This window comes from Pseudomonas syringae (genome assembly GCF_001698815.1).
Taxonomy (GTDB): Bacteria; Pseudomonadota; Gammaproteobacteria; order Pseudomonadales; family Pseudomonadaceae; genus Aquipseudomonas; species Aquipseudomonas syringae_A.
This window is the reverse complement of record NZ_LGSI01000073.1, coordinates 146,598-161,049: the sequence shown is the minus strand read 5'-3', so window position 1 is coordinate 161,049 and position 14,452 is coordinate 146,598. Positions and strand designations below refer to the sequence as shown.

12 protein-coding genes and 1 other RNA gene are annotated in these 14,452 nt (G+C 59.8%); 9 read left to right on the top strand and 4 right to left on the bottom strand.

Annotated elements, in window-relative coordinates:
* Positions 1 to 7 precede the first annotated feature (7 nt).
* The 3 genes from zipA to AFK24_RS28120 all read left to right on the top strand — a co-directional run bounded on the left by zipA (position 8) and on the right by AFK24_RS28120 (position 4,709).
* Positions 8 to 847, top strand: a complete 840-nt coding sequence (zipA, locus tag AFK24_RS28130; RefSeq protein WP_065836347.1) for a cell division protein ZipA — start codon at positions 8 to 10, stop codon at positions 845 to 847.
* 166 nt (positions 848 to 1,013) lie between these two features.
* Positions 1,014 to 3,377: an NAD-dependent DNA ligase LigA gene (ligA, locus tag AFK24_RS28125; RefSeq protein WP_065836346.1), complete on the top strand. Its 2,364-nt coding sequence runs from the start codon at positions 1,014 to 1,016 to the stop codon at positions 3,375 to 3,377.
* A gap of 165 nt (positions 3,378 to 3,542) precedes the next feature.
* On the top strand, positions 3,543 to 4,709 hold the full coding sequence (locus AFK24_RS28120; RefSeq protein WP_065836345.1) for a zinc-binding metallopeptidase family protein: 1,167 nt from the start codon (positions 3,543 to 3,545) through the stop codon (positions 4,707 to 4,709).
* Between the two features lie 120 nt (positions 4,710 to 4,829).
* On the opposite strand, the gene AFK24_RS28115 is transcribed toward AFK24_RS28120, so the two are convergent.
* Positions 4,830 to 5,315, bottom strand: coding sequence for a GNAT family N-acetyltransferase (locus AFK24_RS28115; protein ID WP_065836344.1), 486 nt, complete (start codon positions 5,313 to 5,315; stop codon positions 4,830 to 4,832).
* A gap of 295 nt (positions 5,316 to 5,610) precedes the next feature.
* On the opposite strand from AFK24_RS28115, the gene ffs reads away from it, so the two are divergent.
* Positions 5,611 to 5,707: signal recognition particle sRNA small type (ffs, locus tag AFK24_RS28110), an RNA gene on the top strand.
* A 143-nt stretch (positions 5,708 to 5,850) separates the two neighbouring features.
* A complete protein-coding gene (locus AFK24_RS28105; RefSeq protein WP_065836343.1) occupies positions 5,851 to 6,390 on the top strand; it encodes a DinB family protein in 540 nt (179 codons plus the stop codon).
* Positions 6,391 to 6,737: 347 nt separating this feature from the next.
* Here AFK24_RS28105 and AFK24_RS28100 read toward each other — a convergent pair whose 3' ends face one another.
* From AFK24_RS28100 to AFK24_RS28090, 3 genes are all read right to left on the bottom strand, one after another.
* Complete coding sequence (locus AFK24_RS28100; protein WP_065836342.1) at positions 6,738 to 7,232, bottom strand: peptidoglycan recognition protein family protein; 495 nt, start codon at positions 7,230 to 7,232, stop codon at positions 6,738 to 6,740.
* Positions 7,233 to 7,336: 104 nt separating this feature from the next.
* Positions 7,337 to 9,013, bottom strand: coding sequence for an acid phosphatase (acpA, locus tag AFK24_RS28095; protein WP_065836341.1), 1,677 nt, complete (start codon positions 9,011 to 9,013; stop codon positions 7,337 to 7,339).
* 67 nt (positions 9,014 to 9,080) lie between these two features.
* A complete protein-coding gene (locus AFK24_RS28090; RefSeq protein WP_065836340.1) occupies positions 9,081 to 9,851 on the bottom strand; it encodes a substrate-binding periplasmic protein in 771 nt (256 codons plus the stop codon).
* Positions 9,852 to 10,016: 165 nt separating this feature from the next.
* Between AFK24_RS28090 and dnaX the strand changes: the two genes are divergently transcribed.
* The 4 genes from dnaX (at position 10,017) to recR (ending at position 14,404) form a co-directional block, all read left to right on the top strand.
* Complete coding sequence (dnaX, locus tag AFK24_RS28085) at positions 10,017 to 12,155, top strand: DNA polymerase III subunit gamma/tau (protein ID WP_065836339.1); 2,139 nt, start codon at positions 10,017 to 10,019, stop codon at positions 12,153 to 12,155.
* Between the two features lie 64 nt (positions 12,156 to 12,219).
* On the top strand, positions 12,220 to 12,546 hold the full coding sequence (locus AFK24_RS28080; RefSeq protein WP_020292807.1) for a YbaB/EbfC family nucleoid-associated protein: 327 nt from the start codon (positions 12,220 to 12,222) through the stop codon (positions 12,544 to 12,546).
* A 157-nt stretch (positions 12,547 to 12,703) separates the two neighbouring features.
* Positions 12,704 to 13,738: an NADP-dependent oxidoreductase gene (locus tag AFK24_RS28075; protein ID WP_065836338.1), complete on the top strand. Its 1,035-nt coding sequence runs from the start codon at positions 12,704 to 12,706 to the stop codon at positions 13,736 to 13,738.
* Between the two features lie 63 nt (positions 13,739 to 13,801).
* Entirely contained in the window at positions 13,802 to 14,404 is a 603-nt protein-coding gene (gene recR, locus AFK24_RS28070) for a recombination mediator RecR (RefSeq protein ID WP_065836337.1), read from the top strand.
* Positions 14,405 to 14,452: the final 48 nt, after the last annotated feature.

Genomic DNA, 14,452 nt, shown 5'->3' with positions numbered 1-14,452 from the left:
GGATTACATGGAAATCGGTCTGCGCGAGTGGCTGATCGTCATCGGCATTATTGTCATTGCCGGTATTCTTTTCGATGGCTGGCGCCGTATGCGCGGCGGCAAAGGTAAATTGAAATTCAGGCTCGACCGGAGCTTTTCCAACCTGCCGGACGATGATGAAACTTCGTCCGCCGAGGTGCTTGGCCCGCCGCGCGTGCTGGATACCCACAAGGAGCCGCAACTTGACGAGCACGACCTGCCGTCGATGAGCGCGAGCCCGCGTGACAACAAACGCAGCAACAAGCGCAAGGACGAGCCGCAGCAGGGCGACCTGAACCTCGATCTGGACGGCCCAAGCCTGTTCACCGGGCGCGACGACGAGTTCCCGGACGACAAGCCGAAGCAGCGCATCACCGAAGACAAGGATTTGCCGCCGGTGGAAGAAGTGCTGGTGATCAGCGTGATTTCCCGTGACGAAAGCGGCTTCAAGGGTCCGGCCCTGCTGCAGAACATTCTGGAAAGTGGCCTGCGTTTCGGCGAGATGGACATTTTCCATCGTCACGAAAGCATGGCGGGCAACGGCGAAGTGCTGTTTTCCATGGCCAACGCGGTCAAACCGGGCGTTTTCGATCTGGACGATATCGACCATTTCAGCACCCGCGCCGTAAGCTTCTTCCTCGGTTTGCCAGGCCCGCGTCATCCAAAGCAGGCTTTTGATCTCATGGTTGCTGCTGCTCGCAAGCTGGCTCATGAACTCAACGGTGAACTGAAAGACGACCAGCGTAGCGTCATGACCGCGCAGACCATCGAGCATTATCGTCAGCGCATCGTGGAATTCGAACGCCGCGCGTTGACTCAGCGTCGTTGACCTCGTAGGACCGGCTTTAGCCGGGAAGAGGGCGGTTCATCCGACGTCTATTTTGCGTCTGGTACATCGCCTTCCCGGCTAAAGCCGGTCCCACAAGGTTCAGGTCCGAGCAGCAACACCATTTGAGCAGCCCAGGCTGCTCTTTTGCATTTTAAGAGAACACCGAATGAAAGCCGCCGAAACCCGAATCCTCGAACTGCGTGCAGAGCTGGACCAACACAACTACCGCTACCACGTGCTCGACGAGCCGAGCATTCCGGACGTGGAATACGACCGGCTGTTCCACGAGCTCAAGGCGCTGGAAGTGGAGAATCCACATTTGGTCACCCCGGATTCGCCCACCCAGCGGGTCGGCAGCGCGGCGCTTTCGGCGTTTACTCAAGTGCGCCACGAAGTCCCGATGCTCAGCCTGGGCAACGCCTTCGAAGAAAACGACATGCGTGAGTTCGACCGCCGTGTCACCGAAGGCCTCGATTTGCCGGTTGGGGATTTGTTGAACGAAGGCGCCAAGGTGCAATACAGCTGCGAGCCGAAGCTCGATGGCCTGGCGGTCAGTCTGTTGTATCGCGATGGCGCGTTGGTGCGTGGCGCAACCCGAGGCGATGGCACCACCGGCGAAGACATCAGCGTCAACGTGCGGACCGTGCGCAATATCCCGCTGAAGTTGCATGGCAGCGGCTGGCCGCAGACGCTGGAAGTACGCGGCGAAGTGTTCATGTCCAAGGCCGGTTTCGAGCGGCTCAATGCCAGCCAGCTGGAAGTCGGCGGCAAGACCTTCGCCAATCCGCGTAACGCCGCTGCTGGCAGCCTGCGCCAGCTGGATTCGAAGATCACTGCCAATCGTCCGCTGGAATTCTGCGCTTACGGTCTGGGCCAGGTGTCCGAGGAGTTCGCCGACACGCACATCGGCAACCTCAACCAACTCAAGAAATGGGGCATGCCGGTCAGTCGCGAACTGAAACTGGCCAACGGCATTGATGAATGCCTGGCGTATTACCACGACATTGGCGAGCGTCGCCTGTCGCTGAGCTATGAAATCGACGGCGTGGTGTTCAAGGTCAACAGCCTGGCTTCCCAGCGCGAACTGGGTTTTCGTGCCCGTGAGCCGCGTTGGGCCATCGCCCATAAATTCCCAGCCATGGAAGAACTCACCGAACTGTTGGACGTCGAGTTTCAGGTGGGTCGTACCGGTGCGGTCACGCCGGTTGCGCGCCTGAAACCGGTCAAGGTTGCGGGCGTTACCGTTGCCAATGCAACCTTGCACAACATGGACGAAGTCGCGCGTTTGGGCCTGATGATCGGCGACACCGTGATTATCCGCCGTGCTGGCGACGTGATCCCGCAAGTCGTGCAAGTGGTGCTTGAACGACGCCCGGAAAACGCCCGCCCCGTCGAAATTCCCCAGACCTGCCCGGTGTGCGGCTCCCATGTGGAACGCACGCAGTTGATCAAGCGCAGCAAGGGCAAGGAAACCGTCAGCGAAGGCGCGGTGTATCGCTGCGTGGGACGTCTGGCCTGCGGGGCGCAGCTCAAGCAAGCAATCATTCACTATGTTTCGCGACGGGCGATGGACATTGAAGGCCTGGGCGACAAAACCATCGAGCAATTGGTGGACGAGAAGCTCATCGGTTCCCCGGCGGACCTGTATGGCCTGAAATTCGAGCAGATCGTCGATCTGGAAGGCTTCGCGGAAATTTCCAGCAATAAGCTGCTCAAGGCCATCGAAGACAGCAAGCGCCCGACCCTGGCGCGCTTCATCTATGCGCTGGGCATTCCTGATGTCGGCGAGGAGACCGCCAAGGTGCTGGCGCGCTCTTTGGCGTCGCTGGAGCGGGTCAAGCAGGCATTGCCGGAAGTCCTGACCTACCTGCCGGATGTCGGCCTGGAAGTGGCCCACGAGATCCACAGCTTTTTCGAAGACGAGCACAACCGCAACGTCATTGACGCGCTGCTGGGTGAGCGCGGCCTGGAGTTGCAGGATCAGGGCGAGCTGGGCGCGGAATTCGCCGCCAGCGCGACCCTGGGTGGCTTGATCGACAAGCTGAACATCCCGGCGGTTGGCCCCGGTGCGGCGCAGAAACTGGCCGACAAGTTCGGCTCGCTGCAAGCGGTGATCGACGCGGATTGGCTGGACATGCGCCAGGCATTGCCCGAGAAGCAAGCCAAGGCCGTACGGGATTTCTTCGACGACCCTGAGCGCGCCGCGCACGGCCTGGCCATCGAAGCGCAGCTCAAAGACTTCGGCATGCATTGGCAGAGCGAGAAAAAAGTCGTCGAAGGCTTGCCGCTGGCCGGGCAGACCTGGGTGTTGACCGGTTCGCTGGAACTGATGAGCCGCGACATTGCCAAGGAAAAACTCGAAAGCCTCGGCGCGAAAGTCTCCGGCTCGGTTTCCGCCAAGACCCATACGGTAGTCGCCGGGCCGGGTGCCGGGTCGAAACTGACCAAGGCCAATGAACTGGGACTCAAAGTGCTGGATGAAGAGGCGTTTGTGGCTTTCCTTGGCAAGCATGGCATCAAGGCGGATTGAGCGTTCAACGTCTGGTGGCGATACCGTAGGACCGGCTTTAGCCGGGAGGGCGCTCTCCCGGCTAAAGCCGGTCCTGCGAACCTCGCGGGATCTGTACTTTGTTAAATCATGGAACCCCCGCAAACGCCGATGATCTAGTGCTTGCACGCTTACAAGGAGATCGTCATGTACCGGTTTTTCGAGCAACTCAGTTCACGTATTGCCGCGCCATTTGTCGGCGAAACCAAGCGCGCCAGCAAGGTCTGGCAGTGCCAATGCGGGCAGTCGATCTTCTTTCCCAATACCCAGTGCCTGTCTTGTTCCGCAGCGCTGGGCTATTTGCCGGAGCAAGGCCGCCTCAGTGCGCTGGAGCCCGGTCCTGAAGCAAACACCTGGCGCTTGAGCGACGAGCCCGGCGCCGGGCTCTATCGACGTTGCGCCAACCTCAGCACACCGGCGGCCTGCAACTGGCTGTTTTCCGAGCACAACACCGGGGAATTCTGCATCGCGTGCAGCCTTAACCGGACCATTCCCGATCTGTCGGTAGCGGAAAACGGCGAACGCTGGTGCAAGGTCGAAACCGCCAAGCGCCGCCTGGTCGCGCAGCTGATCTCGCTGGGCTTGCAGGTCATTCCCAAGACTCGGGACGAAGAACGCGGTCTTGCCTTTGATTTCGTCGGCGTGGATCTGGAAGGCAAGCTGCCCACCACCGGCCATGCCAATGGCTTGATCACGCTGGATATCAAGGAAGCTGACGACGATCATCGCGAGAAGGTTCGGGTGCAGATGCACGAACCTTACCGGACCTTGCTGGGACATTTCCGACACGAAGTTGGGCACTACTATTGGGATCGCTTGATCGCCGACACTTACTGGCAAGACGGTTTTCGTAGCCTGTTCGGCGATGATCGCGCCAGCTACGCCGATGCCCTGGATCACCATTACCAGCATGGCGCTCCAGCGGACTGGCAGCAGGGCTTCGTCAGCGCCTACGCCACCATGCATCCGTGGGAAGACTGGGCGGAAACCTGGGCGCACTACCTGCACATGATGGATGCGGTCGATACCGCGCTGGGTTTCGGCATGAGTGCCCGCGACATGGATCTGGATTACCAGCCATTCCCGCTGGAGACGCTGTACGACCCGCAGCATCCCGGCGGCCCGGCGTTCCTGTCGTTCGTCAATGCCTGGATCGAACTGGCGGGCATGCTCAATGAGCTGTCACGCAGCATGGGACAGCCGGATTTCTATCCGTTCGTTCTGTCACCGGCGGTCATCACCAAGCTGCATTTCATCCATCTGGTGATCCAGGATGCTGGCGGCAAGGCGGATGAGGCGCTGCAGGCGCAGTGATCAGATGCCATCTGAATCACCGCGTTATTCCGTGGGAACGGCCGGGTGACGTCATTTGGCAGGACCGGCTTTAGCCGGGAGGGCGGTCTCCCGGCTAAAGCCGGTCCTACGGATCTTGTGCTACAGGCTCAGCACCAGACGTCGCTCATATCCGATCCGGCCTTTGTACGCTTCGCCGGTATCGATCCAGCCCTGGCCGAGATACAGATTCAGCGCGGGCAGATTATCGGCGTCCACCGAGAGCATTATTTGCTGGATATCCGGCCACTTCGCTCGAACGGCGTCTGGCAGGCCTTGCAGAAAAACCTTGCCCAGCCCCTTACCTTGAACGCGTCGGTCAATTTGAAGGGCGTGCAGCGTAGCCGAACCCTGGGTCGCCCAAGCCGGTAGAAACTCCCCACGTTTGAGCATGAAGAATCCTACCGGTTGGTCATCCTCCAGCAGGACGAATCCTTCAATATCAGCAGTCGACCGGATCAGCAGCGTATTCAACGCGCAGTAAATATCGCCCGAGAACGGAATCTGCTCAGGCAAGATCTCCAGCAGGTCGAGCTGCTTTCGCTGAGCTTCGGTCAGCGTCTGGTAACTCACAACCTGGTTTTTCATCACTGATTGAACGCCCCGTCTGACAGGAAATGTAGTCGGTGCGCATTATGACAATTAGTGAAAAGGCCCGCTCAGGTTAAACACCTGCTTTTCCAACGCGGCCAGGGTGTCGCCCGGCTGAGTGTTGGCGGGTGCGTGCGGGTGTGGCAGACCGGCAAGGAGCAACCCAGCGCGCAGCCTTCACACAAGTGCTTGAGCGCTATCGAGTTTTTTATCCGGGTAACGGGTTGTAACTTCGCGTCAGACCGGTACAATGGCGCGGCTTGCCGACAGGCGAGCGTCGTTATGGTGACCCCATCGGTCCCCCCGCAACGATTACCCGTGAACCTGGTCAGATCCGGAAGGAAGCAGCCACAGCGGGAACATTGTGTGCCGGGGTGTGGCTGGTGGGGTTGCCTCCATAACGCCCCTTCGCAATACCCGAATCCTTTCGCTGTACCCCTCTAGATAATCTAGCCTCCGGCAATACGATGGACAGCATCGTCCAGACTCATTAGCGTCTCGCATAAAGGTACTTCGCCATGGGAATTGTGCCGTGAACCGAATCCAACATTTGCAGCTGATGGCCGACTACAACCGCTGGATGAACGAAAAGGTTTATCAGGCTGCGGCCGGCCTTTGCAGTGACGAGCTGTGTGCCGATCGCAAAGCGTTTTTCGGTTCGATCCTTGGCACGCTGAATCATCTGGTTGTCGCCGATACCATCTGGCTCAAGCGCTTTGCCCGCCATCCGGCCGATCACCCGAGCCTTGAGCCGATCAAACATCTGGAAGACCCGCAGGCGCTGAGTCAGTTGCTGTTCACCGAGCTGGGCGCGCTGCTGGCCCGGCGGCAGATGCTTGATCAAGTGATTGTCGAGTGGACGGCTGAGTTGTCCGAAGCCGATCTGGATACGGTTTTGTCGTACAGCAACACTGCGGGCATCAAGGCGGACAGGAATTTCTACGGCCTGCTGACGCATTTTTTCAATCACCAGACGCACCATCGCGGGCAGGCAACGACGCTGCTCACGCAAGCAGGCGTCGATGTCGGCTCGACGGATCTGTTGGCGCTTGTCCCCAATTACGTCGCCTGAAATAGCGGGAGGGGGGAAGGGCTTTTGTGGGAGAGGACTTGTCCTCGATAGCAGTGGTTCAGGCAGATTGCTCTTCGGGGACAAGTCCCCTCCTACCCAGACTGTGTGAAAACTACTGCGCTCGACAATACTGCGTTAAAAACAGGCGAAAAATGCTCATTTAGAACACCTAGACTCCGCTTTTTCGCCTGTTTTTGCCTTGTCTTGTCATCGCTCGTGACGTTTTCACACAGTCTGTACCGGTCTTGTGCAGGTAGGACCGGACTTGTCCGGGAAGGCGCCATCGAGGACAAGTCCTCTCCCACAGGGAATGGCGTAACCAGGCATCAGACTCTGCAACAAAGCATCTACAGATCCTTGAGCCACTGCGCCACATCAAACGACGGACACGCCTTGATGAATTCGTTCGGGGTGATTTTGCCGTCGCCATTTTTGTCGGGTGACAGGTCGCGGTGCCCAAGAATCTTCGCCTGCGGATAGCGTTTTCCCAGCTCGCGCAATAGGGTCTCAAGACTGGCGAATTGTTCCGGGGTGAAGTTGTTCTCGGGCTTGTTGTTCGCATCCACGCCCCCCGCCAGACAAACGCCGATGGAGTTGCTGTTGTGTCCGCGTACATGGGCACCGATGGCGCTTTCCGGGCGACCGGTTTCCAGTTCGCCGTTGCGGCGGATGACGTAGTGGTAGCCCACGGTGTCAAAGCCGCGCTGGATATGCCACTGGGTGATTTCGCGTACGCCGATGTCGGCTGAGGCTTTGGTCGCCGAGCAGTGGACGACGATCAGGTCGGTGCTGTCGCGATCCTTGAAAGTCGGGGTCGGAGCTGTTGCTGTTGACGGGTTCATGCCTGCATTCCTTGCAAGGTTATTGGAACCTTGTAAGGAATACGTTCGGCGCTCAGGGCACAAGTCGGCCGCTTGCCTCGGCAGCCGACAGGGTTGTCAGCTGCTTATGTGGGAAATTGCAGCGCGTTGGTCAGATCGCCCATGGGTGCCTGGCCGCGCGCGATCATCGCGCTGTCCCGCTCCTGGAGGCCGTTGAGTTTTTCCAGTCCGTGAATACGCGTAATCAGACGCAGGATAGAGGCGGTGTCATACACCGTGTGATCCACCGTGCCTTTGCGGGCAAACGGCGAAACCACCATCGCCGGCACGCGGGAGCCTGGTCCCCAGCGGTCGCCTTGGGGCGGCGCAACGTGGTCCCACCAGCCGCCGTTTTCATCCACGGTGATGACGATCACCATGTTTTCCCATTGCGGGCTGTTGCGCAGCACCTTGATGACGCGGTCGATGTGACGATCTCCGGCGGCGATATCGGCGTAGCCGGCGTGCATGTTGAGATTGCCCTGCGGCTTGTAGAAGGTGACCGCCGGCAATTTTCCGGCTTCGGCGTCGGCGAGGAATTTATTGCTGCGCGATTCATCCCCAAGACCGCCATCCCGCAGGCGCTTTTTGCGCTCAGCCGGGTTCTGCGGGCCTTGCTGGACGAAGTAATTGAACGGCTGGTGGTGGTACTGAAAGTTGGGGATCTTCGGGATACCGGTGGAATCCTTGTACTGGTCGAGGGTGACTTGCCAGGCACCGGCGTACCACGCCCAATCGACGTTTTTCCGGCTTAGTTTGTCGCCGATGTGTTCATGGCTCTGTGGCACCAGCACGTTAGGCAGGTCCGGCTTGGAGTAGTCCGGCTTTTCCGGATCGCGCAGCCAGGTCGGCCAGTACGGTGGGGCCAGCGTGTTGACGCCATAGCCATCCGGCGTCAGCGCGCTGGGGCCGAATTGCGGTGGCCCGGTCATGGCGCTGGCGGGTGATTTCTCCAGCGGTTTGAGCCGTGTGTCACGGGGGTTGTCGCTTTCCAGCGCGGCGATCTGCGATTTCGCCGCCGAGGTTGCAGCGTTCGGATAGAAGGGCGCGGTGGCGGCAATCAAGTAGTGGTGGTTCAGGAACGAGCCGCCGAAAGCACCCTGAAAGAAGTTGTCGCACAGCACGAACTCTTTGGCGACGTCCCACAGGCGTAACGAATACTGGCTTTGCGCATAGTGGCCCATGGTCAAGCCGCCCGCATCGGCCCAGGCGACGAACCGGTCATTTTTGCCGCCGTTGATCTGCATCTGGTTCTGATAGAACACATGCCACAAGTCCCTGGTCACCAGGCCGAACGGCAAGTCTTCGCCATCCATTCCCTTGAGCGGGTAGGGCGCATTGGGCAGGTTTTCCTGGAATTGGCCGCCGACCGGATAAGTCACGCCATCGACGGTCTGCGGTCCGACCTGCAACACGCCGCCCCAGGCGGGCGGCAGGCTTTGTAGCAGCGTGCCATCGCGGTCGCGTTGCTGGTAATCCTCGGGTTTGAGCGCGGACAGCGGCTTTTCTACCCCCGGAAAATTGCCGAACAGGTTGTTGAAGCTGCGATTCTCGGCGTAGATCACCACCACGGTTTTCACGTTGTCGCTCAGTGCCTTGTCCAGCGCCGCGCCGCTGAGGGGAGCGGCCGGCGCTGCAGTCGCAAGCGCGTCGGCTTTTACGTAGCTGCCAAGCGTCGCGCTTGCGCCCAACACGGCGACGCCGCCGAGGAAGCGCCGTCTGCTGACGTCGGGTTTGTTGTTGTCGTCCGGGTGGTCGCTCATGCTGATGCGTGCTCGCTGCGAAATTGTTGCAGGATGTTTCGCAGGAGCCTAACGAGGCTTTATGACGTTATTGCGACAGTGAGGCGGCCGCTCTGGGCAACGGTGCGGTGTATTTGTCGATGATCCGTTGCAGTTCGCCGGATACCGACATGCGCACCAGCACGCGCAACAGGCGTTGCACCGGAATATCCGGATCGTTGCGCACAATGCAGCCTGCCGGTTGTTCGGTGAGGTAGGCCTCGGTGCGCAGCGGTGGGTTGCCGGGATGGATGCGGTTGTACCAGTCCAAAGCCATTTTATTGGCCACTGCATATTGATAGCGCCCGACCGCAAGTTTCTTTAGGACCTGATCCTGATTGCGGGCGTCTTCGCGGATCAGCTGGTGCCGATTGAAGAAGGGTTGCAGCACCGGATAGCTATAACCCAGGACTGTGCCAATCACTTCACCGGGCGCAAGTTGCGCAGGATTGGTGATTCTGCGGTCCTCGTTCACGGCCACCAGCACGTCACGCTGAATCAGGATCGGCAGGCTCCAGGTGTAATCCCCCGAAAGCCCGGCTGTCCAGGCCTGCGCCGCGTAGCACCGAACATTGACGTCGCCGCGCTCCAGCGCCGCCTGAACCCGCAGTCGGGGCAGTACGTGATATTCGGCAGTACGCCCGACCTGGGCCGCGAGACTCTGCATGATGTCGAACAGAATCCCGTCATTGGGCTGGTTGTTGACGATATTCACCAACGGCATTGACCAGCTATCGGCGATAGAAAAGCGCAAGGGCGTCTCAGCGGCGAAGCTGGAACCGGAAGCCACCAGCAAGACGCTCAAGACCAAATCGCGCATGAAGCCCCTCAGGGTGAGCAATATGAAGCTGATGATAGGTACTGTTGCGACAGATATGCCATTCATTTGAGTGGGAAGGACAGATTAGAAATGACACCAGATGCAATTTTGCCCTTGCTCCGCTAGCATTAGCGGTCTTCCGCTTCCCAGTTGCGACGGTTTTCGATGAGTTATCAGGTTCTTGCACGTAAATGGCGTCCGCGCTCGTTTCGCGAAATGGTCGGCCAGACTCATGTGTTGAAGGCCCTGATCAATGCGCTGGACAGTCAGCGGCTGCACCATGCCTATCTGTTCACCGGCACGCGCGGTGTGGGTAAAACCACCATAGCGCGGATCATAGCCAAATGCCTTAATTGCGAAACCGGCATTACGTCGACGCCGTGCGGCACCTGTTCGGTATGCCGGGAAATCGACGAGGGCCGCTTCGTCGACCTGATCGAAATCGACGCCGCGAGCCGCACCAAGGTCGAAGACACCCGCGAATTGCTGGACAACGTGCAGTACGCGCCGAGTCGCGGACGCTTCAAGGTCTATCTGATCGACGAAGTGCACATGCTCTCCAGCCATTCGTTCAATGCGCTGCTCAAGACCCTCGAAGAGCCGCCGCCCTACGTCAAATTCATTCTGGCGACCACCGATCCGCAAAAGCTGCCGGCGACCATCCTGTCGCGCTGCCTGCAGTTTTCGCTGAAGAACATGACACCTGAACGCGTGGTCGAGCATTTGACTCACGTGCTCAGCGTGGAAAATGTACCGTTTGAAGACGATGCACTCTGGCTGCTTGGGCGCGCCGCCGATGGTTCGATGCGCGACGCCATGAGCCTGACCGATCAGGCGATTGCCTTCGGTGAAGGCAAAGTCATGGCCACCGACGTCCGCGCCATGCTCGGCACGCTGGACCACGGTCAGGTGTTCGACGTGTTGACTGCATTGATCGACGGTGACGCGCGCAGTGTGCTGGAAGCGGTACGCCATCTTTCCGAGCAAGGCCCGGACTGGAACGGCGTGCTCTCGGAAATTCTCAATGTGCTGCATCGCGTCGCCATCGCCCAGGCATTGCCGGAAGCAATCGACAACGGGCACGGCGATCGTGATCGGGTGCTGGCGCTGGCCCAGGCGTTGCCTGCCGAAGACGTACAGTTTTATTACCAGATGGGCCTGATCGGCCGTCGCGACCTGCCTTTGGCACCTGATCCGCGCGGCGGCTTCGAAATGGTCCTGCTGCGCATGCTGGCGTTCCGGCCTGCGGACAGCACGGAAGCGCCGAGTCAGCCGTTAAAGTCAGTGGGGATCAATCAGGCCACAGTTGATTCCCGACCAACAGTGGCCGGTGCGGCAGTTGTCGCGCCGGTAGTAACTCCCGTTCCAGTCAGCGCCCCGGCTCCGGTCAGCGCGGCGGCGGTTGTTCAGCCAGCGGTTGAAAAGCCCGAAATCGACCTGCCGTGGAACGAACCCAAGGCATCGCCACCGGCAATAGAGCTGGCGGCAGAGATTCTAGCGGACCCCGAAGCCGAGCCTGAGCCGGTTCTAGAATCCGTTCCGGAACCGATGCTCGATACCGTGGCCGAGCAGCCCGAGCTGACGCCGATGCCGACTCCGGCACCCGCGACGCCGGTGCCGGTGCCGGATGCGCCTGAAGTTGAAACAGCGCAGGCCGAAGCCGTTGCTGAGCAGGCCCCGGCCATTGTGGAAGCTCCGGCCGTGCGGGAATCGATCCCCGAACACGCTTACGTGCCCGCGCCCATGGACCGCGACGACGAACCGCCGATGGACGACGATTATGTCGAGCCGGATGTGGATATCGATCCAGCGTCCTACAGTTATCTTGATGAACTGGCGCACGAAAGCGTCGCCGAAGAGGTCGAAGCAGAACCCGCTCCGGCATTGATGCCAGCAACCGGGCTGGCGCTGGAATGGCTGCAGATGTTCCTCAAGCTGCCGATTTCGGGCATGACCGGCAGCATCGCCGCCAACTGTACATTGATCGCGATGGACGGCGACGATTGGCTGCTGCATCTGGACCCGGCGCACAGCGCGCTGTACAACGCGACTCAGCATCGTCGTCTGAACGACGCATTGAATCAGTACAGCGGCCGGACCATCAACTTGCGTGTCGAGTTGATCAAGCCTGAGCAGGAAACCCCGGCCCAGGCAGCCTCGCGTCTGCGCGGTGAGCGTCAACGGCAGGCCGAAGCATCGATCCACGGTGATCCGTTCATCCAGCAGATGCTGCAACAGTTTGGCGCGGTGATCCGGGAGGATACGATTAAACCTGTAGATGCCCCGGTGGCTCAGACTCTTTAACAGACGGCGCGGCGCCCAAATGTGTCGCGTCAGATAACTACATCGATTTGCGAGGAGATATCCCATGATGAAAGGTGGCATGGCCGGCCTGATGAAGCAGGCACAGCAGATGCAGGAAAAAATGGCCAAGATGCAGGAAGAACTGGCCAACGCCGAAGTGACCGGCCAATCAGGCGCAGGCCTGGTGAGCGTGGTGATGACCGGTCGTCATGACGTCAAGCGCATCAATCTTGACGACAGCCTGATGCAGGAAGACAAGGAAGTGCTGGAAGACCTGATCGCCGCCGCCGTCAACGACGCGGTGCGCAAGATCGAACAGGCCAGCCAGGAAAAAACCGCAGGCATGACCGCAGGCATGCAATTGCCACCGGGCATGAAACTGCCGTTCTGATTGAACCCGCGTGTCGAAAATGCCAGGCCAAGTGCCTGGCATTTTTGTTTCTGCGCGACGTGCAATGGGTTGGCGCAGGTCAATCCGACCGAACGCCCGCCATGCATGATGGTCTGCTCTGCATACCCGTGGAAATCATCACCAAGGAGTCCCTGCGATGACCCAAGAATTAATCCTCAATCAGCGCATCGTTCTGGCCTCGCGTCCGACCGGTGCGCCAACCCCGGAAAACTTTCGTCTCGAGCGTGAGGCATTGCCTGATCTGGAAGACGGTCAGGTCCAACTGCGCACCTTGTATCTGTCGCTGGATCCGTACATGCGCGGCCGCATGAGCGACGCGCCGTCCTACGCCGATCCGGTGGAAATCGACGCCGTCATGGAAGGTGGCGCGGTGAGCGTCGTCGAGCAGTCACGCAATCCGAACTACCAGCCGGGCGATCTGGTGGTCGGTCAGACCGGCTGGCAGACCCACAGCATCAGCGACGGCGCGCTGCTGCAACCGGTGCCCAAAGGCCTGCCCAGCGAATCGATGGCGGTGGGTGTGCTGGGTATGCCCGGCATGACCGCGTACATGGGGCTGATGGACATCGGCAAGCCAAAAGCCGGGGAAACCCTGGTGGTGGCAGCGGCCTCCGGTGCGGTGGGTTCTGTGGTGGGGCAGGTGGCCAAGTTGCAAGGCTTGCGGGTCGTGGGAGTCGCGGGCGGTGCCGATAAATGCCGCTATGTCGTCGATGAGCTGGGTTTCGATGCCTGCATCGATCACAAGAGCGAGAATTTTGCCGATGAACTCAAGCAAGCCTGTGGCAACGGTATCGATATTTACTTCGAGCTGGTCGGCGGCAAAGTCTTTGATGCGGTATTGCCGTTGCTCAATCCGCGAGCGCGCATTCCGCTGTGTGGCGTGATTGCCCAGTACAACGCTCAAGGTGTTGCAGAAGGCGAGAACAAGCTTCCGTTGCTGATGCGCACGCTGCTGACCAAGCGCGCGCTCATGCAGGGCTTTATCGTCTACGAGGCTTATGGCCATCGTCGAGACGAGTTCATTACCGAAATGCTGCCGCTGGTGACTGACGGCAAGGTGAAATTCCGCGAGGATGTGGTGGAAGGTCTGGAGCAGGCCCCTGAAGCCTTCATCGGTTTGCTCGAAGGGCGCAACTTCGGCAAGTTAGTGATCAAGGTTTCCAACGCGTGAATTGACGCTGCCTACAGGGCGCGGGTATAAACCGCGTCTTGTGTTTTTGTCGGACCTTTCTCCATGAGCTTCAGCCCACTGATTCGCCAGTTGATCGATGCCCTGCGCACCTTGCCGGGTGTCGGCCAAAAGACCGCGCAACGTATGGCGCTGCAACTGCTTGAGCGCGACCGCAGCGGCGGTTCGCGTCTGGCGCTGGCATTGAGCCAGGCGATGGAAGGCGTCGGCCATTGCCGGTTGTGCCGTACGCTTACCGAAGACGACCTCTGCCCGCAATGCGCCGACGTGCGTCGCGACGATACGCTGCTCTGCGTGGTCGAAGGCCCGATGGACGTGTATGCGGTGGAGCAGACCGGCTATCGCGGACGTTATTTCGTGCTCAAGGGCCACCTTTCGCCTCTCGATGGCCTGGGGCCGGAAGCCATAGGCATTCCGCAACTGCTGGCGCGCATCACCGAGCAAGGCACCTTCACCGAGGTCATTCTGGCCACCAACCCCACTGTGGAAGGCGAAGCGACGGCGCATTACATCGCGCAATTGCTGGCCAACAAAGGCCTGATCACCTCACGCATCGCCCACGGCGTACCGCTGGGTGGCGAACTGGAGCTGGTGGACGGCGGGACGTTGGCGCATTCATTTGCGGGGCGTAAGCCGATAGCTTTGTAGGCTTTCGAATACTGAATCTGTAGGAGCCGAGCTTGCTCGCGAAGGTGG